The 22,535-nt window shown below is 44.4% G+C and carries 18 protein-coding genes and 1 pseudogene; 10 read left to right on the top strand and 9 right to left on the bottom strand.

Annotation, left to right across the window (positions count from 1 at the left end):
• Positions 1-94, top strand: a pseudogene (locus AACX68_RS20185) (IS982 family transposase); the annotation flags it as partial.
• A gap of 58 nt (positions 95-152) precedes the next feature.
• Here AACX68_RS20185 and AACX68_RS12180 read toward each other — a convergent pair.
• Positions 153-1,064 carry a LysR substrate-binding domain-containing protein gene (locus AACX68_RS12180; protein ID WP_228859308.1) on the bottom strand — a complete coding sequence of 304 codons (912 nt, stop codon included), beginning with the start codon at positions 1,062-1,064 and terminating at the stop codon, positions 153-155.
• A gap of 149 nt (positions 1,065-1,213) precedes the next feature.
• Here AACX68_RS12180 and AACX68_RS12175 point away from each other — a divergent pair, with 149 nt between their 5' ends.
• Entirely contained in the window at positions 1,214-2,224 is a 1,011-nt protein-coding gene (locus AACX68_RS12175; RefSeq protein WP_228859307.1) for an aldo/keto reductase, read from the top strand.
• A 182-nt stretch (positions 2,225-2,406) separates the two neighbouring features.
• Here the strand turns inward: AACX68_RS12175 and frdD are convergent, their stop codons facing one another.
• Genes frdD through frdA form a run of 4 tightly spaced genes read right to left on the bottom strand, consistent with a single transcriptional unit; the run spans position 2,407 to position 5,707 of the window.
• A complete protein-coding gene (gene frdD, locus AACX68_RS12170; RefSeq protein WP_193757247.1) occupies positions 2,407-2,763 on the bottom strand; it encodes a fumarate reductase subunit FrdD in 357 nt (118 codons plus the stop codon).
• A 13-nt stretch (positions 2,764-2,776) separates the two neighbouring features.
• Positions 2,777-3,169 carry a fumarate reductase subunit FrdC gene (frdC, locus tag AACX68_RS12165; RefSeq protein WP_099122758.1) on the bottom strand — a complete coding sequence of 131 codons (393 nt, stop codon included), beginning with the start codon at positions 3,167-3,169 and terminating at the stop codon, positions 2,777-2,779.
• Positions 3,170-3,183: 14 nt separating this feature from the next.
• On the bottom strand, positions 3,184-3,918 hold the full coding sequence (locus tag AACX68_RS12160) for a succinate dehydrogenase/fumarate reductase iron-sulfur subunit (protein ID WP_099122759.1): 735 nt from the start codon (positions 3,916-3,918) through the stop codon (positions 3,184-3,186).
• The gene (frdA, locus tag AACX68_RS12155) at positions 3,911-5,707 is read right to left on the bottom strand and encodes a fumarate reductase (quinol) flavoprotein subunit (protein ID WP_228859311.1); all 1,797 of its coding nucleotides are present in this window, start codon (positions 5,705-5,707) and stop codon (positions 3,911-3,913) included. The genes AACX68_RS12160 and frdA overlap by 8 nt, the downstream gene beginning before the upstream one ends.
• Positions 5,708-6,403: 696 nt before the next feature.
• On the opposite strand from frdA, the gene AACX68_RS12150 reads away from it, so the two are divergent.
• Together AACX68_RS12150 and epmA are read left to right on the top strand one after the other, a co-directional pair.
• Positions 6,404-6,826: a fascin domain-containing protein gene (locus tag AACX68_RS12150; protein ID WP_228859306.1), complete on the top strand. Its 423-nt coding sequence runs from the start codon at positions 6,404-6,406 to the stop codon at positions 6,824-6,826.
• A gap of 402 nt (positions 6,827-7,228) precedes the next feature.
• The gene (gene epmA, locus AACX68_RS12145) at positions 7,229-8,206 is read left to right on the top strand and encodes an elongation factor P--(R)-beta-lysine ligase (RefSeq protein WP_228859305.1); all 978 of its coding nucleotides are present in this window, start codon (positions 7,229-7,231) and stop codon (positions 8,204-8,206) included.
• 52 nt (positions 8,207-8,258) lie between these two features.
• On the opposite strand, the gene glpQ is transcribed toward epmA, so the two are convergent.
• Together glpQ and glpT are read right to left on the bottom strand one after the other, a co-directional pair.
• The gene (glpQ, locus tag AACX68_RS12140) at positions 8,259-9,335 is read right to left on the bottom strand and encodes a glycerophosphodiester phosphodiesterase (protein WP_099122763.1); all 1,077 of its coding nucleotides are present in this window, start codon (positions 9,333-9,335) and stop codon (positions 8,259-8,261) included.
• 177 nt (positions 9,336-9,512) lie between these two features.
• A complete protein-coding gene (gene glpT, locus AACX68_RS12135) occupies positions 9,513-10,868 on the bottom strand; it encodes a glycerol-3-phosphate transporter (RefSeq protein WP_228859304.1) in 1,356 nt (451 codons plus the stop codon).
• 932 nt (positions 10,869-11,800) lie between these two features.
• Between glpT and AACX68_RS12130 the strand changes: the two genes are divergently transcribed.
• The 5 genes from AACX68_RS12130 (at position 11,801) to glpC (ending at position 19,618) form a co-directional block, all read left to right on the top strand.
• Positions 11,801-14,962, top strand: a complete 3,162-nt coding sequence (locus tag AACX68_RS12130) for an amino acid adenylation domain-containing protein (protein ID WP_228859303.1) — start codon at positions 11,801-11,803, stop codon at positions 14,960-14,962.
• Positions 14,950-15,150, top strand: coding sequence for an MbtH family NRPS accessory protein (locus tag AACX68_RS12125; protein WP_228859302.1), 201 nt, complete (start codon positions 14,950-14,952; stop codon positions 15,148-15,150). Before AACX68_RS12130 ends, AACX68_RS12125 begins: the two co-directional genes overlap by 13 nt.
• Positions 15,151-15,430: 280 nt before the next feature.
• On the top strand, positions 15,431-17,140 hold the full coding sequence (glpA, locus tag AACX68_RS12120; RefSeq protein WP_228859310.1) for an anaerobic glycerol-3-phosphate dehydrogenase subunit A: 1,710 nt from the start codon (positions 15,431-15,433) through the stop codon (positions 17,138-17,140).
• Positions 17,130-18,425, top strand: a complete 1,296-nt coding sequence (gene glpB / locus AACX68_RS12115; protein ID WP_228859301.1) for a glycerol-3-phosphate dehydrogenase subunit GlpB — start codon at positions 17,130-17,132, stop codon at positions 18,423-18,425. Before glpA ends, glpB begins: the two co-directional genes overlap by 11 nt.
• Positions 18,422-19,618, top strand: a complete 1,197-nt coding sequence (gene glpC, locus AACX68_RS12110; RefSeq protein WP_228859300.1) for an anaerobic glycerol-3-phosphate dehydrogenase subunit GlpC — start codon at positions 18,422-18,424, stop codon at positions 19,616-19,618. The genes glpB and glpC overlap by 4 nt, the downstream gene beginning before the upstream one ends.
• Before the next feature lie 222 nt (positions 19,619-19,840).
• Here glpC and AACX68_RS12105 read toward each other — a convergent pair whose 3' ends face one another.
• Entirely contained in the window at positions 19,841-20,941 is a 1,101-nt protein-coding gene (locus AACX68_RS12105; RefSeq protein ID WP_228859299.1) for a glycerol dehydrogenase, read from the bottom strand.
• Positions 20,942-21,164: 223 nt separating this feature from the next.
• Complete coding sequence (locus tag AACX68_RS12100; protein WP_228859298.1) at positions 21,165-21,833, bottom strand: 7-cyano-7-deazaguanine/7-aminomethyl-7-deazaguanine transporter; 669 nt, start codon at positions 21,831-21,833, stop codon at positions 21,165-21,167.
• A 179-nt stretch (positions 21,834-22,012) separates the two neighbouring features.
• On the opposite strand from AACX68_RS12100, the gene tusA reads away from it, so the two are divergent.
• A complete protein-coding gene (gene tusA / locus AACX68_RS12095; RefSeq protein ID WP_099109604.1) occupies positions 22,013-22,255 on the top strand; it encodes a sulfurtransferase TusA in 243 nt (80 codons plus the stop codon).
• Positions 22,256-22,535: the final 280 nt, after the last annotated feature.

The raw sequence follows: 22,535 nt of genomic DNA, 5'->3' as shown, positions 1-22,535 counted from the left end.
ACTGCTTTCCCACACGTTGGGTATTTTTGCTAATTTTAAACAAGGTAAAAGTCAACGCGACTGGCTTCAACAATCCAACGTTATAGGATGTTAAAGTCGAGCATCGCGTTAATATATTAATTTTTATATGCGATATGCGCTCTATACAACGATTAGCTCGTTATTTTTTCATTCTCAATTTGATTTAAAAGCTCTCTAAAATAGACAACTAATGGACGTAAATTTGCTTTGTGCCATACAGCCCAAAGCTGGGTGGTAATATTCATCCAGGGCACCTCGCGTAAAATAGCCCCTTTAGGCAAGTTATAGCGCAAACTATTTTGTATCAATGTCACGCCAAGGCCTGCGGCAACAAGGCCTAACGCTGTTAACGGTTCTTCTGCTTCTAAACGAATATCTGGCCGAAACCCTGCTTTCACACAGGAGGCAACAAAATCATCCCGTGAGTGCGAATTATCATTGTTGTGTAAGACTGAGATCCATTGTTGTGCCGTTAAATCATCAGGGATAATGTGCTCTTTTGTTGCTAAAGGGTGATGATGAGGAACCGCCACTAACATGCGGTCATTCAATACTTGTCGATATTCTAATTCACTCCCTTTTCCTTCTGGTGGAGTATCAACCATCGCAAAATCAAGGCTCCGTTGGCGCAGTCCTTCTAACTGGCGTTCTGGCGTTTGGTTATACAACGCAATATGGACATCTGGGTGTGAATCCCTTAACACACTTAATGAACTTGGCAGTATGCCTGAGTGCATTGCATTTTCAATGTAGCCGACACACAGTCCACCATCTTCTCCTCGACCTAAACGACGGCCTAATGATTCCAAGCGATTGGCGTGAGTAAGGAGTGAGCGCGCTTCAGTCAAGAACGTTTGCCCATCAGACGTTAAGCGAATTCGTTGCTGGCTTCGTTCGAACAACATTAATCCGAGTCTGTCTTCTAATTGAGAAATTTGCCGGCTTAATGGGGATTGTGAAATATGTAGGCGCTTTGCTGCACGCCCGACATGTTCCTCTTCTGCTACAACAACGAAGTAGCTGAGTTGGCGCAGGTCAATCATAGTTATTGCCTTTAATGTCTTAACTTAGACTAATTATGTCCTTTCATGTCATAAAAAATCAACCTACTATCATGCTCCATGACAGGATGGTTCACTCTCCTGAATCATCATTTTGCTGATAACAAGCTAATTTATTAAGGAATTACAATATGAGTATTAAAAAATTACTTCCTAGCCAAATTGGTTTTGGCGGAGCGCCATTAGGTAACATGTTTAGAGCAATTCCGGATGACGAAGCGATTGCAATCGTACAGGAAGTATGGAATTTAGGGGTTCGTTATTTTGATACTGCGCCGCTGTACGGTTCTGGTTTATCTGAAATCCGTATGGGTGAAGTCCTGTCTCAATATTCACGTGATGATTATGTGTTGAGTACCAAAGTGGGTCGCATCATGTTAGATGAGATGGAAGATCCTGCAAATCGTGATTTCGGGGAAAAAGGCGGTCTTTTTGAACACGGTTTGAAAAACAAAATTCTTAATGACTACTCTGAAGATGCGACACTGCGCTCTATTGAAGATAGTCTGAAACGTTTGAAAACAGACCGTATTGATATCGTGTGGATCCACGATCTTTCACAAGATTTTTACGGAGATAGTTGGTTAGAGCATTTTAACACCGCACGCACTGGTGCATTCCGTGCCTTAACCCGCCTGCGTGAAGAAGGCGTGATCAAAGCTTGGGGGCTAGGTGTTAACAGCGTTGAACCTTGTGAATTAACACTGGGCTTAGATGAGCCGAAACCAGATGCATTCTTATTGGCAGGCCGTTATAGCTTATTAGATCACAGCCGTGCACTACAACGACTGATGCCAGAAGCGTTAGAGCATAATGTTGATATCGTTGTTGGCGGCCCATACAGCTCAGGCGTATTGGTAGGGGGCGAACATTTTGAATATCAAAAATCTTCCCCGGCTATTCATCAACAAGTCGCGAAGATTTATCAAATTGCTAAGCAATTTAATGTTGATGTTAAAGCAGCTGCATTACAGTTTTCACTAGCTAACCCAGCAGTAGCAGCGGTTATCCCTGGTTCAAGTCGTCCAGGTCGTATGGCTGAAGATTTAGCAGCATTAACCGCTAAAGTCCCGACTGATTTCTGGTTAGAAATGCAGCGCCAAGGCTTGGTTGCTGTTAACGCACCATTGCCAATTCGTTAATCGCTCAATGAGTTGTTGATGCCAGAGAGGGATAAATTTTTGGCAAAAGTCATCGACGGAGCAATAAAGTTCTTCTAAATTATACAGGCCTGAGGATCTCCACGATTTTGTTTTCTTTAGCAAGAACTTTAATCGTGCCTCAGGCACTTTAGTTCACTTCTCTTAAGCAAAGCTCGGGTTAACTACAGCGTAAAAACACCAATCAGAGCCACAACAGTCAGAATTGCGGCAGCGCCATAAAACACCCATTTACCGGCGGGAACGTGAATTTTCAGATCATGCATAGCATGATGTATGCGGTGTAAGCCGCACCAGAGTGGCAGGCTTATCATCAGCAACAAAAAAACACGTCCAATAAAGCTCTGGCAGAAAGTCAGAATACGTTCGTAAGAGAGCGCCTCCGGTGCTAATCCTAATGGCAGTAAAATGCCTAATAGCAGGATAATGACCGGCCCGACAATAGCACTCCACATACCGCCAGCGCCAAATAACCCCCAGAAAATCGGTTCATCGGAACGTTTTGGTACTTGATTCATCAGATCCTCCTTGGGGTCAGAGTAGCGCTATGCCAAGGATCACGGCAGTCGCAATAATAGTGAAAGTCCACAATAATTTGATAATGGGCCCCGGGGCCATTTTTTCATTTTTGACAATGATATTGAGTGCCTTGGGTGCCAGTTCAAACCAGGTTTTGGTATGTAATAATGCTGCCAGCAAGGTGATGATATTGATCAGCAATACCAGTGGGTTTTGCAGAAAAGAGACAAAACCACCCCAGCTTTCAGGGCCGGCTTTCAGGGCAAACAGACCATAAAGCACCAAAATACTGAACCAGACAGTAGGAACAGAAGTTCCTTCACGCAGCATATAGAAACGATAAAAACCTAATTTTTGCCACCAGTTGGGCTCCATGCCACGGGTATAAGGCTTACGTTTTGTTGTCATGACTTTCACCTCCCTTATTGTGGTTTCAGCATGGAGATAATGAAATCTTTTGCACTTTCTGCCTTGCTTTGCTGAATTGCGCCTGCCGGATCGACATGTTTCGGGCAAACTTCAGAACAATAACCGACAAAAGTACAGGACCAGACACCATTATCGCTGTTGATTTGTGGCATACGCTCTTTCTTACCATGATCACGGTTATCAAGGTTATAGCGATGTGCCAGCGTGACGGCAGCAGGGCCGATAAACTCAGGATTCAGGCCGAACTGAGGGCAGGCTGCGTAGCATAGGCCACAGTTGATACAGCCGGAGAACTGATGATACTTCGCCATCTGTGCCGGAGTTTGCACATTCGGGCCATCGGAGGGTTTACGGTCATTGCCGATAATGTAGGGCTTGATGGCTTCGAGACTTTCGATAAAGTGAGTCATATCCACAACCAAATCCCGCTCTATCGGGAAATTCCCTAAGGCTTCCACTTTCAGCCCGTGCTGATAGTCGCGCAGAAAAGTCTTACAGGCCAGTTTGGGGACGCGGTTGACCATCATGCCGCAGGAGCCGCAGATTGCCATGCGGCAGGACCAGCGATAAGACAGGTCAGGAGCCAGATTATCCTTAATATAGCCTAACGCATCCAACAGCGAAGTCTGGTCATCATAAGGGACATCGTATGTTGTGAAATAAGGCGCATCATCGGTTTCCGGGTTATAGCGCATGACTTCCATTTTCAGGTTTTTCATCTCAGTCATTCGCCTGCTCCTTCTGTTTTTTCTCTTGTGCCGCGGCTTCACCACCATAAACCCGTTTTGCTGGCTGGGATTTAGTGATCTTCACATCACTGTATTCCAGATGTGGCGCGCCTTCCGGGTTGTAGAAAGCCAGTGTATGTTTCAGGAAGTTCTCATCATCACGTTCGGTACAGCCTTCATCAAGACGCTGGTGGGCACCGCGGGATTCTTTGCGGTTCATCGCGGAGTGAGCCATACATTCCGCCACATCCAGTCCGAATCCCAGTTCTATGGTATAGAGAAGGTCAGTATTGAATACACTGGAGCGATCACTGATTTGGATATGCCTGAAGCGCTCTTTCAGCTCTGCGATCTTATCAATCGTTTTTTGCATCAATTCAGGGGTGCGATAAATACCACAACCTTCTTCCATTGCCGTGCCCAGCTCATCCCGAATTTTGGCCCAACTTTCTCCGCCCTGCTGATTCAGCAGCTTATTGAGTTTAGCCTCAATATCGTGAACCTGTGCAGCCAGTGCATTTTCATTGGCGGGAGGAGCTTCCTGAGCACACTTGGCCGCTTCCTCACCCGCCAGACGACCAAAGACGACAAGTTCTGCCAGTGAGTTAGAGCCAAGACGGTTTGCGCCATGCAGGCCGACAGAAGAACATTCACCAATAGCAAACAGCCCTTTGATACGGGTCTCACATTGTTGATTGGTTTCGATTCCGCCCATAGTGTAATGCGCTGTCGGACGAACAGGGATAGGCTCCTTGACCGGATCAACGCCAACGTAGGCTTTCGCCAGTTCACAGATGAATGGTAGACGCTCCAGTAATTTCTTCTCACCCAGATGACGCAGATCCAGATGTACAACGTCACCGCGCGGCGTTGCAATAGTTCGTCCTGCCCGCCATTCATGCCAGAATGCCTGCGAAACTTTATCGCGTGGTCCCAGTTCCATATATTTATTTTCAGGATGGCCGAGTGGTGTTTCAGGCCCTAAGCCATAATCCTGTAGATAGCGATAGCCATCTTTATTCACCAGAATCCCGCCTTCACCCCGACAACCTTCAGTCATCAGAATGCCGGAACCCGGCAGGCCGGTTGGGTGATATTGCACAAATTCCATATCGCGCAGTGGAACACCATGCCGGAAAGCCATACCCATGCCATCACCGGTGACAATGCCGCCATTCGTGTTGTAACGATAAACACGGCCTGCACCGCCGGTAGCCATAATGACCGCATTTGCGCGAATCTGAACTTTACTGCCTTCCATCATATTCAGGGCAACCAGGCCACGGGCACGGCCTTCATCAACCAGAATATCGAGGACAAAATGCTCATCGAAACGCTGAATTTGCGGATACTTGAGTGAGGTCTGGAACAATGTATGCAGCATATGGAAGCCGGTCTTATCCGCGGCAAACCACGTGCGCTCAATTTTCATGCCACCGAAACGACGCACATTCACGGAGCCATCTTCTTTGCGGCTCCACGGGCAACCCCATTGCTCAAGCTGGGTCATTTCAGTCGGACAGTGTTTGACAAAATATTCAACCACATCCTGCTCACACAACCAGTCTCCGCCGGATACTGTGTCATTGAAATGAAAGTCATAGGAATCATGAGACTGAGTGACTGCGGCTGATCCACCTTCTGCGGCGACGGTGTGGCTACGCATAGGGTACACTTTCGAAATCAGGGCAATCTTGAGTTGGGGATTGGCTTCAGCCGCAGCAATGGCGGCCCGTAGACCTGCGCCACCGGCTCCGATAATTGCTAGATCAGCATTGAAGGTTTGCACTGTGCTTCTCCATTGTTTCAAGTGAAATGAATAAACTTCAGCCAGAAAGCCTAATGCGTTATCACTCGTCATTTGTGACCTTGCTACTTTGCAGAGGTATTTTTTCTTGTCAGACTGAGTGTTGTAAGTAAATTTTTTGTACCTTAACGAGTTAGGAGCACTGTCTGTTATTTTTTATCTGATATGATTATAACGGATGGTGGCTGAAGTAAACTTGATATGAACGCTGATTTGGCAGAATTGTTATCAATAAAAATTGATCTAAAACAAGTTTTCCATTCATCCGGACATTTTTTATTAATGTGTTGTTAAGTTAATCGATATTATTTGTCTTATCTTGAGGCTTAAATTCATTAAATTAACGCGATATCGGTGTCTCTTATCAATAAATAAGGAAGTTTGAATTTTTATTTAATGTAAGTTCTTTATTTTTTAATGTTTACTTGAAGGTCATTTCTATTCTTTTGGTAATTTATACACTTTGTTTATTTATAATGAAGGTATGGGGTTGTAAAAAAAACATAATTAATTGTTTTTTATGTTATTGATTGGTGGTTTATATATTTTGTTATTTTATATTTTAGTTAAATGATGTATGTTTTCTGGCGGATGTATTGTATTTCGTTCCTGATTTTAAGTTGTAATATATAGCGATATATTTTTGTGACAAACCAATTTTATAATTAGGAGCCTATCATGGCGCTTAGAAAAATAACCATCGCATTACAAGCGGATAACAATCTTTATTTAAGTAGAGTTGATAGCAATGGAATTCAATATATTGAAGCTGTAAAATCATCTATAGATGAATATTGTCGGTTTACCGTTGTTTATCTTGATCCAAATAACCTTAATAAAATTGCTCTTATCGGAGATAATAAACTTTATCTTAGTAGAGTAACCCGTTCAAATGGTGATTTTATTGAATCTATTAAACCAACGGTAGACATTTATTCAATTTTTATGATTGAAGATGTGGGTTGTAATATGATTGCACTGAAAGCTGATACAGGTAAATATCTCAGCCGAGTAACAGTTGGCGGTGTTGATTACATTAAACCTGATAAAGTTAATTTAGATGTGTATTGTAAATTTCGCGTCGTGACATTAATTGAATAATTTACATTTCTGACTAAAACTAATCAGCAGGTAAATATAGTGGCCGCCAAAGCAGGCCACTTTTTTATATTTTTAATATTTTTTAAATTTATTTCTAAATAGCTTGTCAAAATGATAGGAGTATTCCTTACTCCGCGAGACACGCGGGGTAAGGAACACCGCATGCTGATACTCTCACTATTATGAAAAGGTATATAGGTTTAAGATTTATTTATAACAATGTTCATGAAAAGAGTTAATCTATCTTCGGTAAAATTTTATATAGATGGGTTATTTTTATAACTCGTTCAGAAATAAATGATAAATAGCAGACCATCGACAAGGGATTCAATGTAATAATTTGTCTGGCGAGCGTGATGCGGGTAAACTGCGCGTTTTGTTTTCTTTTGGAGCCACAGGAATATGAACGAAATCGCGGATTGGCAGCCAACAGCCCCTATCGCTAATTTATTGAAAAGGGCAGGAATTCTGGCAGAAATACGGCGCTTTTTCGCAGATCGTGGGGTGTTGGAGGTTGAGACACCCGCCATGAGTCAGGCGACTGTCACAGACGTTCATCTGGTTCCCTTTCAGACGAGGTTTGTCGGCCCCGGTGCAGCGGATGGTCTTCCCCTGTACTTGATGACCAGCCCCGAATACCACATGAAACGTCTACTTGCTGCGGGCAGTGGCTCCATTTATCAGATGGGAAAAAGTTTTCGCAATGAAGAAGCAGGGCGCCATCATAATCCTGAGTTCACCATGTTGGAATGGTATCGTCCACACTATGATATGTACCGTTTGATGAATGAAGTGGATGATCTATTACAGCAAATTCTGGATTGCGAAAGTGCCGAATCCCTTTCTTATCAGCAGGCTTTTATTCGTTATCTGGATATCGACCCTCTGACAGCGAGCAAAGAAAAACTGCGTGAAGTAGCAGCAAAACTCGATCTCAGCAATATTGCTGATCGTGAAGAAGACAGGGATACTTTACTGCAACTGCTTTTTACCATGGGTGTTGAAACACATATTGGTATTGAAAAGCCGACATTTATTTATCATTTCCCTGCCTCTCAGGCCGCACTGGCAGAGATCAGTAAAGAAGATCATCGTGTTGCTCAGCGCTTTGAAGTGTATTTCAAGGGCATGGAACTGGCGAATGGTTTCCGTGAACTGACAGACAGCAAAGAACAGCGTCTGCGCTTCGAGCAGGATAATCGTAAACGCGAATCAATGGGGCTACCTGTACAGCCGATAGATGAGTATCTGCTTGAAGCTCTGGCTCATGGTATGCCGGAATGTGCTGGTGTGGCATTGGGGGTTGATCGTCTGATTATGCTGGCTTTAGGCGCGGAGCGAATCAGTGAGATTATAGCCTTTCCGGTAGGCATTTCCTGATGTTTATGTTGATTCCCCGCCGTTTGCGGCGGGGAAATTCATAACGTATCGATTACTTATGTTCGTGATGTTCTTCGAGGAATTTCACCGCTAAATCAGGGAAATCGGTGAATGCACCATCGACATTGGCTTTATCGAAGACGATATCAAACAATTGATTTCCGCTGGTGGCATACTTGGGCAACTGGTCAATACGGATAGTATACGGATGTACCACCATATGGCTGGCGTGAGCCTCTTTCACCATACCCGTTAATTTAATGTTATTTGGGGTAGAGTCATTGGCGACCAGCATGTGGTAATCCGGGCCAATACCATCAGCATATTTTGCCACTTCTTTCATGGCACCCGGTTTAAACATCCAGTCATAACTGTAGTTATGCCATGTTCCATCGGCTTTCTGTTCGTAGGTTTCATTCCAGTCGGTGTAAGCAATCAGTTGCACCAGTTTCAGATCCATCCCCAATTTTGGTTCCAGATCATTTTTAATACGTTTCAACTCATTGGCATCAAAACATTGCAGATAAACTTTATCGCTCTTTTTGGTGTAACCATACTGTTTCAGTACTTCCAACACTTTTGCGGTGATGTCTTTGCCTTCCTGACGATGGAACCACGGTGCTTTAATCTCAGGATAGATACCGACATTCTTTCCGGTGGATTTGTTCATGCCCTGAATAAATTCCAGCTCTTCCTGAAAAGTGTGGATGCGAAAATCTGATTTTCCCATTGGAAAGCGGCCGGGATAGCTTTGTACTTTTTTGCCATCCTTAATATCAAACCCTTCTGTAAATTTCAGTGACTTAATTTCTGGCAGAGTAAAGTCAATGGCATAGTAACGACCATCAGCGCGTGCTCGGTTTGGAAAACGCTCAGCAACATCAGTTACGCGATCAAGATAATGGTCATGTAGAACGACCAGTTCATTATCCTTCGTCATCACCAGATCTTGTTCAAGATAATCTGCGCCCTGAGCAAAAGCCATCGCTTTGGCAGGAAGGGTATGTTCAGGCAGGTAGCCGCTTGCTCCTCGATGCGCGATAACAATTTTATCCGCTGCATGCGCAATACCTGACATCGATGAAGCTAACAGAAGACCGGCCATAATTGTTTTAACGGGGGTGTGCATTGGGGTTCTCCACTTGTGGTAATGAAGGTGTATTTTGGTAATTAAATGGTGTTTTATATGAACTTAGAATACTGAATATAAGGGGGAACGTAGTGTTACTGTATTATTGTCGCCACTGTTGAACGAAATGAAACAGTGGCGACATTGGAAATGGCTCTATTTAAAACAGCCTATTGATTAGCTGTTATGTGCTTGTGCCATTTCCTGCTTATGTTTGTTTTCATGCAGCATAACAAACAACAGTAGAATAACAGACAGAATGCTGCCGCCAACCATGACCATAAAGCCGCCATCCCAACCGGTGAAATCAACGGTATAGCCAACAATCGCACTGGCAGCTACCGAGCCACCGAGGTAGCCAAACAGACCAGTAAAGCCAGCCGCAGTACCCGCTGCTTTCTTCGGTGCCAGCTCAAGAGCATGCAGGCCGATCAACATCACAGGGCCATAAATCAGGAAGCCGATCACCAACATACAGATCATATCAACATTCGGATTACCGGCCGGGTTCATCCAGAAGACAATCGTAGCGATAGTAACGAGTGTCATAAAGAACACGCCGGTAGCACCACGGTTGCCTTTAAAGACTTTATCCGACATCCAGCCACACAGCAGCGTACCGGGGATACCCGCATATTCATACAGGAAGTAAGCCCAGGAAGATTTATCCAGTGCAAAGTGTTTAACTTCTCTCAGATAAGTTGGTGACCAGTCAAGGATACCGTAACGGAGTAAGTAAACGAATACGTTGGCAATGGCGATCATCCACAGCAGTTTGTTAGGTAGAACGTACTGCATGAAAATCTCTTTTGCAGTCAGTTCTTTTTCATCGTTTTCTGTGTAGTCAGGTGGATAGTCGTTTTTATATTCTTCGATTGGTGGTAAGCCACAGGATTGTGGGGTGTCACGCATCAGGGCGAAGATGATCAGGGCAACCAGAATGGCAGCGAATGCTGGCATATAAAGCGCGGCTTTCCAGTCATTGAACCATGCCATACCGAGGAGGAACAGCAATGGAGGCAATCCACCGCCAACGTTATGTGCGCAGTTCCAGATAGAAACTATCCCGCCACGCTCTTTTTGTGACCACCAGTGAACCATGGTACGGCCGCAAGGAGGCCATCCCATACCCTGGAACCAGCCACACAGGAACAGTAGGACAAACATGACCGCAATGCTTGAAGTCGCCCACGGAACAAAGCCCATGAACAGCATTACGGCTGCCGCAAGTATCAGGCCAGCTGGCAAGAAAACCCGGGGATTAGAACGGTCGGAAACGGAACCCATGATGAATTTTGAGAAGCCGTATGCGATTGAGATCCCTGACAGAGCAAAACCCAGATCTCCTCTGGAAAAGCCTTGTTCTACCAGATATGGCATTGCTAGCGCGAAGTTTTTCCTTACCAGATAATAAGCAGCATAGCCAAAGAAAATCCCCATAAAAATTTGCCAGCGCAAGCGACGATAGAGTGGATCTACTTCTTGCGCAGGCAGCCGGGCTTTGTGAGGCGCCGGTCTGAATATACTTAACATGTTTGTCTCCACATGACTTTTAGTATGAGCGAATCACCACTGTTTAGTAGTGACCAGCAGTAAACGAAAGTTTCAATTTATTTTTTTCTATATCGAAAGAAAGAATAGCTAAAACAGACTTATATATCTGTGAAGTATCGCTAACATATGGATATAATTTCGTAAAGACCACAATTTTGAGCGATTTATGGCTCTTTTGAAATAAGTTTTATTTTAATTATCGTGATTTCTGTCACAATTAAGAATGTTTAGCGGTTATTTTTGAGCGTATTCCATTCGTTTATTTTCTTTTTGTCATAAAGGACTATTATTATTGTGGGAATATATTCGCCGTTTTAATCATACGAATCTTATTTAAACAAATATAAGATTATCTAAACATATAGTGATGAATGAAAACGTGATATTTATTGGCTGTTTCCTTAACTAATATTTACTATTTTTTGCTGTTATTTTTATTTAATAATTTTGATTATATTTATTTACATATTTTGCGTTTTTTATAACACAGTTACAAATAAAATGATTGAGTTTTGATTCGGAAATAATAGATATTACTACAAATGGTTATTCATGCTCACGAAGCCGGTTTTTATGAGTGATGGATAGCTGTTTTATAAAATAAAAACAAGTTATATCAAGGTGATGAAGTGGTGTATAAGGCGTAATACACTCTATTCACTAGTAAAAAAATATAATTATGGGTTGATTGTGTAATTAATTAAAAGTTACAAATAAATATTAAATAATAATTCTTTAATTTTAAATAATTTTCTTGAAGTTTATTTTTTTTATTCAGTGAAGGTCAACATAAGGTCATTGTAGGGGCCAAATGTGGACAATAGCTGATATTTATTGACTAACAGCATAAATATCTCCATTCATCATAAAAAATGATGGAACAAAATGGAGATCAGAATGAGAACATCATTATGAATACTTACACACACAAGGCAATATTACACACAGCATTTATTGGGCAACAATCCTCATTCTCTAACCCTTCTGATATTAATGACATTAATATCAGCTATATGGAAAAAACACTTCAGCCATGGTTTGACAATGTACCATCCCGGTTAGCAAAACTGGCAAAAATAGCACCGCATGATATTGCTGTTTCAGATCCGCATGGGATTCTGGAATTTGGTGAGTTACAGCAACGGGTTATCAGCGCAGCGCATGTTTTACGTTGCCATGGCGTAACAATGGGAAGTTATGTCGCTATTGCAGCCGAGAGGGGTATTCCATGGTTTATTACAATGCTGGCGACCTGGCAGATCGGTGCAGTATACATTCCCCTTAATACCATGATGCCGGAAAAACGTCTGAATGATATTCTCGCCAGCTTACCTGACGTTATTCTGGTCTCTGATGAAACGGTATCAGCGGAATTGAAAGCATCAACACATATTCCGATGGAGCGCCTTGCCTATACAGTTGAGGAAATAACGGAGGATGTTGTTATTCCTGAATTAGGCGATCATCCGGCCTATATCATGTTTACCTCTGGTTCTACCGGACTACCAAAAGCTGTGCAGGTGCAGCATGACAATCTGGCGGCCTTCCTGTGTGCACTGGGCAAATTATTATCAGTTAACCAGAATGATCGTATGCTTGCGCTGACTACTTTCTCTTTTGATATTTCAGTGCTTGAGCTACTGCTGACGGTTGTTCATGGAGGCAGTATCTACATCGCACCCACTGAGACTCAGCGTGATGCGATGGCGCTATCCCGTGTGTTCTCTGATCCTCAATTTACTCTGGCGCAGGCAACTCCAGTAACCTGGTCAATGGCACTGAATGCCGGCTGGACGCCGCGTTCTGATATCAGCATGCTTTGCGGCGGTGAGGCTCTGTCACAAGATTTGGCCGATCAATTAACGGCATCTGGTGGCACTTTATGGAACCTTTATGGCCCGACAGAAACGACAATCTGGTCAACGGCATTCCGCATGAAAAAAGGAGATAAGGTACAGCTGGGCGGGCCGATTCCCGGCACCAGCATCAGTATTGTGGATAAGAATCTGCGTCCTGTCGCTAAAGGAACGGTAGGTGAGATCCTGATAGGTGGATTAGGTGTGACAGCAGGATATCGTAATAATCCGGTTGAAACCGCTAAACGGTATGTCCCTGATGTCAACGGAAAGGGGAAAAGAGCCTATCTGACAGGCGATATGGCCCGTATGACTGAAGATGGCTCCCTCATTTATATGGGAAGGCAGGATGACCAAGTCAAAGTACGTGGTTATCGAATTGAACTGGGTGAAATAGAAATCGCGTTGAGAAAACAACACGGGGTTCAGGATGCCATTATCCGTGTCGCGGGAAGTGGTGATTTTGCCAAGATACAGGCGTTCGTATTGTTTGATCCTAATATGGTTGTATCGGAGGAATGGGTACGTGAAACTCAGGTCGCATTGCGAGAATGCCTGCACGAAGCCTGGATCCCTTCTGAATATTACCGTATTCCTTATATTCCGCTGACAAGTAGTGGCAAGCGGGACAGGAAACGTCTGGAAGAAGTGGCAGAACGTCTGAATACCAGTCATGATGCGGTACAGCCGGAAACAGAAACAGAAAAACGGGTTTATGCTATCTGGGGTGATTTGTTGGCTGCGGAAACTTTTGGCATTACCGATGATTTTTTCCAGATTGGCGGTAACTCTATTCTGGTTGCCCGTATGGTGGAACGGATTGAAAAAGTATTCTCACTCAGGATCCCTATTTCCGGTATCTATGTTGAACCCACAATTGCCCGAATTGCGGCTATTCTGGATGAGATGAGTGAAGTTCATAAAAATAATCTGATTCCTTTCAACAGTGTTTACCGTAGTGAAGCGCTTATTCAGCAACATGCAGAAACGCTGAGAAAAGATGTTTACCTGAAAGAAAGTATACGTCCTGATGGTTTACCGCATGCGAACTGGTATGAGCCTGATACTGTTCTGCTGACAGGAGCGACCGGATATCTTGGCCTGCATCTGCTGGAACAACTGTTGAAACAGACTTCAGCTCAGGTTATCTGTCTGTGCCGTGCTGACGACAAGGCACATGCGCTTGAGAGGATCCGGGATGGCTTTACTCATTATCAGATTGATGTAGGTAATAGCCTTGATCGCGTGGATTTTGTGATAGGGGATCTGGGGCAACCCCGTTTCGGCTTATTGCCTGAAATCTGGGATAAACTTGCGCAGGATGTGGATGTGATTTATCACAACGGTGCGCTGGTTAACTTTATCTATCCTTATAGTTCACTAAAAAGCATTAATGTTGATGGCACCAGAACCGCACTGGAATTTGCCTCTACTTCACGCCTGAAACATTTCCATTATGTTTCTTCTGTGAATGCTTTGTTTGCTACTGAATCGCCACGACCATTTATGGAAGATGATCGCGCTATGAGCGAAACAATACGTGATCCTTCCGGTTATTCGGGCAGCAAGTGGGTATCAGAAGGGATTATCAACATTGCCCGTAAACGGGGTATGCCAGTGAGTATTTACCGCCCCGGCCTGATCCTCGGACATACCCGTACCGGAGCTGCTCAGGGGAATGATTATCTTGTGGCTTCCCTGAAAGGTTATCTGGAAATGGGATCCTATCCTGCTCATGGATTACTGCTGGATATCGTACCGGTTGATTATGTGGCCGCTTCACTGGTGCATATTTCTAAGCAGCGTGAATCTGACGGGAAATTCTTTAATCTGTTTAATCCGGTGCAAGTTTCTATCCGTCAGTTTTTCGATTGGGTTCAGGAGTTTGGCTATATCCTTAATCCAGTTCCTTTCAATGAAGGGAAAGAGAGAATTCTTGCTCTGGATGATTCTCATTCGCTGTATCCATTGATTCCGCTGATTCGGGATATGACCGAGAAACCTTACCGCGCGCTGGATCCTGACTATGTCCATGAAATCCAGCCAGAACTGGAGCTGAAACAGACGTTGGCAGCACTGGAAGGATCAGATATTCAGTGTCCGGTTATTACCTCTGAATATGTCTGTCAGGTACTGAATTATCTGATCAGTACCGGGTTCCTGCCTAAGGTATTGCCGACAAGTTACAGACAGGGGGTATTTTCATGGAACAGTTAACCGGAAATGAAGCAGCGCTGTGGATAGTTGTCATTAACAGTAAAAAGCAGTATTCAGTCTGGCCTGACGAATATCGGATCCCGATTGGCTGGATGGCGACAGGAAAGGAAGGCCCCAAAGCCGAGTGTCTTGAGTATATTGCGGGTATATGGCCGGAGCCTACTAAAAAGCAGACTGATATGCACTAAATAGATATACGAGCAGACAATATTATCCGTAGTGGACATAACTTATTAGAGGTTGTGTCCACTTATTTTTTCTGCTCGTTTTATGTCGTAAAAACCGCAAATAAACGCCCCCTCAAAAAATAGTGATATTTCTCACGATATTGAGTTTTTTGTCGCCCAAAATACGCGTTTCAGGTTCGTTTTTGTTCCTTATCAAACAATTCCTACCCATTTTGGATATATTTTTATCATCAACCGGATTTACTGACCGGATATGTGACTGGCAAAGAAAGGAGCATCTCTGATGAATGGCTCTCCTGTAACAGAAACTGATGTCATTATTATTGGTGGAGGCGCAACAGGTGCTGGTATCGCAAGAGATTGCGCCCGCAGGCGCTTACGCTGCATCTTATTAGAGCGGCATGATATTGCGACAGGTGCAACCGGACGCAATCATGGTCTGTTGCATAGCGGTGCACGCTATGCCGTCACAGACAGCGAATCGGCAAAAGAGTGTATAAAAGAAAACAGGATCCTCAAAACCATTGCCCGACATTGCATTGAAAAAACACACGGTTTGTTTATTACCTTGCCGGAAGATTCACTGGAATATCAGCAAACTTTTATTGCTGCGTGTGAAAAGGCAGGAATTGATGCGCAGTCGATTGACCCTGAAGAAGCGAAACGTTTTGAGCCGGCGGTTAATCCGGATTTGATCGGCGCTGTGATTGTGCCAGATGGGACGGTTGATCCTTTCCGGCTGACAGCGGCCAATATGCTGGATGCCAGAGAGCATGGAGCACAAATACTAACGTATCATGAAGTCATGGGGTTAATCAGGCAAGGGGATAAAATTACCGGCGTTCATGTTTATGATCATCGCACTAAGCGCCTGTATGACATTTATGCGCCGATCGTGGTGAATGCTGGTGGAATTTGGGGGCAGAAAATTGCGGAGTATGCGGATCTCAGAGTCCATATGCTGCCGGCCAAAGGATCGCTGCTGATCTTAGGGCATCGCATTAACAATATGGTGATCAACCGCTGTCGTAAACCCGCAGATGCCGATATTCTCGTACCCGGTGACACTATCTCGCTGATCGGTACGACTTCTTCCCGCATTGAATACGATCAGATTGATAACATGTCTGTGACTAAGGAAGAGGTCGATATCTTAATCCGGGAGGGAGCAAAATTATCCCCCCGGCTTGCGCAAACCCGTATCTTACGGGCTTATGCGGGAGTCCGCCCTTTAGTCGCGAGTGATGATGATCCATCGGGCAGAAACGTCAGCCGTGGTATTGTGCTGCTTGATCATGCCCAACGTGATGGTCTGGACGGATTCATAACCATTACTGGCGGTAAACTAATGACATATCGTCTGATGGCTGAATGGGCAACCGATAAGATTTGCGAGAAACTCAATATTACCGCGCATTGTACGACAGCACAGGAGCCATTGCCCGGCTCAGAGAATTCCGCCGAACAAACACGCCAGCACACGTCATACAGTAAAACATCACATAGTAAAACCCAAGATCGTCGTACTGTAACTCTATCTGCCCCCATTCGCGGGTCGGCCATTTATCGTCATGGAGATCGCGCCAGCCAGTTACTGAGTACCGAACGATCAGATAAAAGTCTGGTATGTGAATGTGAAGCGGTAACTGCGGGAGAAGTACGTTATGCAACGGAATCTTTGGCGGTAACTAACCTACTGGACTTACGCCGCCGCACCCGTGTTGGTATGGGAACCTGTCAGGGAGAACTGTGTGCCTGTCGTGCAGCAGGGTTACTTAATCGTCTCGGTGTAATAACAGAACAGGAATCAGAGCAGCAACTGAAACAGTTCCTGAATGAACGCTGGAAAGGGATCCGCCCTGTCGTCTGGGGTGATGCGTTACGGGAAAGCGAATTCACCAGCTGGATTTATCAGGGACTGTGCGGTTTAGATGATCATGATACTGACGCCGATAACCAGCCAGTCACGGAGGCTAACAATGAAATTTGATGCTGTCATTATTGGAAGCGGGCTGGCGGGACTGACGAGTGGTATTCGGCTGGCAGAGGCAGGTAAATCCTGTGCAATAGTCAGTTCAGGCCAAAGCTCTCTTTATTTCTCTTCTGGTTCGATGGATTTTCTTTCCCGTTTACCTGACGGGAGTGAAGTCACTCATCCCTTACATGCCTTATCTGAACTGACCAGACAGGCTCCGCATCACCCTTACAGTCGGATAGGAGAAAAAAACGTAGCATCGCTGGCTTATCAGGCTGAAAAATTAATCAGGGACAGCGGGCTGATTATGACTGGCTCTGCTTCACAAAACCATTATCGTGTTACGCCCGTTGGCCGTCAGCGCATGACTTGGTTAAGCCCGGCGCGAGTACCGGTTCGTGAGCTGGAACGACCATTTAAATGGGAAAGTGTTGTTGTGATCGGCATTGCGGGATTTCTGGATTTTCAGCCCGGTATCGTCGCCAGTGCGCTACAGAGACAGGGGGTGAAAGCCAGTGCGCAGGAGATTCACTTACCTTTTCTCGACAGACTGCGTGATAACCCCAGTGAATTTCGCTCCGTTAATATCGCCCATTTACTGGATCTGCCTCAAAACCTGACACTGATAGCGGAGGAAATCAGCCGTCTGGCGCAGGGATATGAGGCTGTGTTCCTGCCTGCCTGTATTGGTCTGGAAACTGATCAAGTTGTACAGGCATTGCAGATACAGGTGAAAAAGCCTGTCTATTTGTTACCGACGTTACCGCCTTCTCTGTTGGGGATCCGGGTGGATCAGTTGTTGCGTGCTCGGTTCCGCCATTTTGGTGGAGTGATAATGACAGGTGATACGGTCAACGGTGTGGAAATGGCAGATAACCATATTACTGGTTTGTATACCCGTAATCATGGTGATATCCCACTGCGGGCTTCTCACGTGATTCTGGCAACCGGTAGTTTTTTCAGTAATGGGCTGAAAGCCAAATTTAACCGGATTTATGAACCCTTACTTGATTTAGATCTGCTGGCGTACTCCTCACGTGAACAATGGACGCGGCAAAACGTTTTTGCTCCTCAGCCTTATCTTAAATTTGGTGTCACCACGGATGAATATTTACGGCCATTAAAATCAGGTCAGGTGGTGAAGAATCTGTATGCCGCCGGTGCTGTGCTGGGGGGATATGATCCATTGTTTGAAGGCTGTGGTTCCGGAGTTTCTTTATTGAGTGCCTTATTTGTTGCTGAACAAATCATCACCGGGGAACGAGTCACAAAACAGCGGATACCGGAGATTGCACAATGAACATAGCGGATAACAGTTTTGAAAGCTGTATTAAATGCACTGTCTGTACTACTCAATGCCCGGTGGTTAAAGCTAATCCGGGTTATCCCGGGCCAAAACAGGCCGGCCCGGATGGAGAGCGTCTGCGTTTAAAAGATCCTGCTTTATATGATGAAGCACTGAAATACTGTACTAACTGCAAGCGCTGTGAAGTTGCATGTCCGTCTGATGTAAAAATCGGTGATATTATCCTGCGGGCAAAAGCAGATTATCACTCACAGCGCCCTAAATTGCGGGATGTCATTCTCAGCCATACCGATATGATGGGCACTCTTTCCACTCCGTTTGCTCCCATCGTCAATTCAGTGACCAGCCTGAAACCAGTGCGCCATCTGCTGGATAAAACGCTCAGGATTGATCACCGGCGTGAATTACCAAAATACGCTTTCGGTACGTTTCGGCGCTGGTATCACAAACAGGCATCCATCCAACAGCAGTTTACAGAACAGGTTGCCTATTTTCATGGTTGTTTCGTCAATTATAACCATCCACAACTGGGTAAGGATTTATTGAAAGTCTTTAATGGAATGGGGATTGGTGTTCAATTACTGACGAGGGAAAAATGTTGTGGTGTGCCATTGATCGCCAATGGATTTATTAATCGCGCGAAACGTCAGGCGAAAGCTAACCTGCACTCACTAACAGAAAGTGTGATTGAGCGACAAATTCCCGTTGTAACAACGTCATCCAGCTGTACTTTTACCTTACGCGATGAATATCCGCATATTTTGGGCGTAGATACCCGCCCGATACGTGATCATATTGAGCTGGCAACCCGCTATATTTATCGGTTGCTGGATCAGGGGCGTGATCTGCCTTTGAAACCGATGCCCCTGAAAGTGGCTTACCATACGCCATGTCATATGGAAAAAATGGGCTGGGCAGCTTATTCGATTGAGTTAATTAAGCGTATTCCGGGTATTGAATTAATTATTCTGGACTCTCAATGTTGTGGTATTGCCGGAACTTATGGTTTTAAAAAAGAAAATTATGAAGTATCTCAGGGGATTGGTGCTGGCCTGTTCCGGCAAATCGAAGCAAGTGGCGTTGATTTGGTGATCACAGATTGCGAAACCTGTAAATGGCAGATAGAGATGTCTACCAGCAAAAAATGCGAACATCCGATGAGTTTACTGGCGCGAGCACTGGACTGAATTAACCTATTTTCCAGCTAATGAGGCAATTAGATCGATTATTTGCCTCATTTTATGAGGCGAATAGTGTTGTTATTTGCCTCATTGTGAATAGCATGAACAACTGATGATAGAGCGTGCGGGAGGGCGAAGCACTCGTTATGTTATCCATCATGTTAATGGCGTGACCAAATAGGGCGAGGGTTCCCGCCCTGAAACCGCAAAAATAACGCTGATATTAAATTAGTATAACCAGTCTTTTCCCATCTGATCTGCTGCCAGAATTGCAGCATAGACCTGCTCCGGAGTGACGGTAAATGGCATATTGTGAATAGTTTCCCCTTCTGCACAGCTTACTTTAGCGACCTGCATAATTTTCTGATGCAAATTTTCACTATCGCGCAGTCCAAGCTGTTCCAGCGTAATTGGAAGGCCAACTTGTACACAAAAGTCGAGTACGGTTTCTAGTTCTTCACTGGGACTATTTTCTAATATGAGTTGTGTCAGCGTACCAAATGCGACTTTTTCACCATGATACAGGTGGTGACACTCTTCCAGTATGGTAAACCCATTATGGATGGCGTGTGCAGCGGCAAGCCCCGCGCTTTCAAAACCAATTCCGCTGAGATAGGTATTTGCTTCAACAATATTTTCAACCGCAGGCGTTGTCACTCCGGCTTCTACCGCCAGTTTTGCTTTATAACCTTCTGACAATAATGTGTCGTAACACAATTTAGCCAGTGCCAGCCCGGCCAGAGAAGTTGTTCCTCCTGCCATAGTCGGATTATGAGCTGTACTGCTGGCCCTTGCTTCAAAGTAGGTAGCCAGTGCATCTCCCATACCTGCAACAAACAGCCGGACAGGTGATTTTGCAATAATTTTCGTGTCCACTAACACAATATCGGGATTTTTAGGGTAGAACAGGTAGCTATCAAATTCCCCCAATTCTGTATACAGAACGGAAAGCGCACTGGTTGGCGCATCCGTTGAGGCCAGAGTCGGGGAAACAAGAATGGGTAATTTTGATTCGTGTGCTACAGCTTTTGCGGTATCAAGCGTTTTTCCTCCACCAATTCCAATTACGGCCTGACATTGATTAGTGAGTAGGATGGCTGACAGGCGTTCTATTTCTTTACGGCTGCACTCGCCGTTGAAGACTTCAAAATGGCTGGTGACTTCATTTTCTTTCAGGCTTTTACTGACTGTATCCCCGATAAGATTGAGTACAAAATTATCAGCAATAACAAAAACGTGGTCAGCAAGTATTTTCGTATAGTGACCAATGTAGGATATCGCATCTGGCCCTTGGATATATTTGGATGGAGACTGGATAACTTTCAGCATAAGAAATATTCCTTCTTCACTGGAAACTCAACATAACCTGTTAATAGCATCGGTATGTGACAGGTTATCAGTCGTTTCGAATAAAAGTGTTTGTTTGCCTGTCCGTCAACACTATACGACAAAACATACCCGTAGGTTATCTGTAAAAGCAGGAAATGCGCGATTTGTGAGGAAAAGCTGAAAGGCGATCTGCACCCTGATTAGCTCAGGGCGCAATGTCGTTTTAGCGGCTCTGTGCCAGTGCCTTATCTGATGAGTGAGAGAAAAAGAATTTCAGGATAAGGTTCAGTAAAATGCCATAAGCTGGCAGGAAGAAGAGCATACAAATAAACAGCTTAAATGCATAATCCACTAACGCGATTTCTACCCAGTGGGTTGCCATAAAGGCATCGCTGCTGCGATAAAAAGCGATAAAGAAAAAGGCAAGAGTATCAAGCATATTACCGAAAAACATGGCCGCTGCCGGTGCCATCCACCAATGCTGGTTCTGACGCAGACGGTTGAACACGCCGACATCTAATATCTGACCGAGAACATAAGCCATAAAGCTTGCTGCTGCAATGCGGGCAACAAACAGATTAAACGTTCCTAAGGCCGAAAAACCCTGCCACGATCCCTGAAAAAATAGCGCAGAGATGAAGTAAGAGATAATCAGAGCCGGAAGCATGACTGTCATAATTATCCGGCGTGCTAATGGCGCACCGTAAATACGTACGGTCAAATCTGTTGCCAGAAAGATAAAGGGAAAGGTGAACGCTCCCCAGGTGGTATGAAAACCAAAAATAGAAATAGGCAGTTGCACCAGATAGTTACTGGAAGTAATGATCAGAATATGAAACAGCGAAAGCCAGATTAAAGCCGAAGCTTTCTGCTGCTGAGTAAGTTGAAACATATTGTACCTTTTTGCTGGATGGGGTGAGGGAACCCAGAAACAAATTTCCCTGAATTATCAGGAGAAAAGCATCATACGCGGGTTGAGTAATATACTCAATGGATTTCAAAATGCGGTGATTGAGGTGAATATGTAATATAATCCACCGCTATAGATTGTTTGAACCTACAGAGATTGTTATGTCTGATGTTTTTGCCAACCCAGATAAAACCCTTGATACACAGGGATTACGCTGCCCAGAGCCGGTAATGATGGTGCGTAAAACTGTCCGTCACATGGATGTCGGGCAGACTTTATTGATTGTTGCGGATGATCCGGCGACGACTCGTGATATTCCCGGTTTTTGTCGTTTTATGGAACATACTCTGCTTGCTCATGAGACAGCGGAAACGCCTTATCGGTATCTAATCAAAAAAAATTAAAAGATTGCTTAATAAACTGGTAGAAATATAAACCCGTGCTAAGATCATCAATGTGGGACTTGGAAATCTTATCACCTCACTAAGTGCCATATTTCCTTTTGTCTTAATAGCAATCTTGAGTAACTGTAGTCTTATTTTGAAAAGGTGCGCCTTAGCACCTTTTCAATTTGTTTTATCTATTATTGGTCTGTTAAACATTTTATCAATAACAGCCTGAAAGCCTATGTGGCTATTATAATACTCTTTGGGTAAAGGATGTTTTTTAGAAAAGGATGCTGAT

The sequence above is a fragment of the Xenorhabdus sp. PB61.4 genome (assembly GCF_963894935.1).
In the GTDB taxonomy this organism is placed as follows: Bacteria; Pseudomonadota; Gammaproteobacteria; order Enterobacterales; family Enterobacteriaceae; genus Xenorhabdus; species Xenorhabdus stockiae.
The sequence above is the reverse complement of the archived record's forward strand: the minus strand, read 5'-3'. Positions and strand labels throughout refer to the sequence as shown.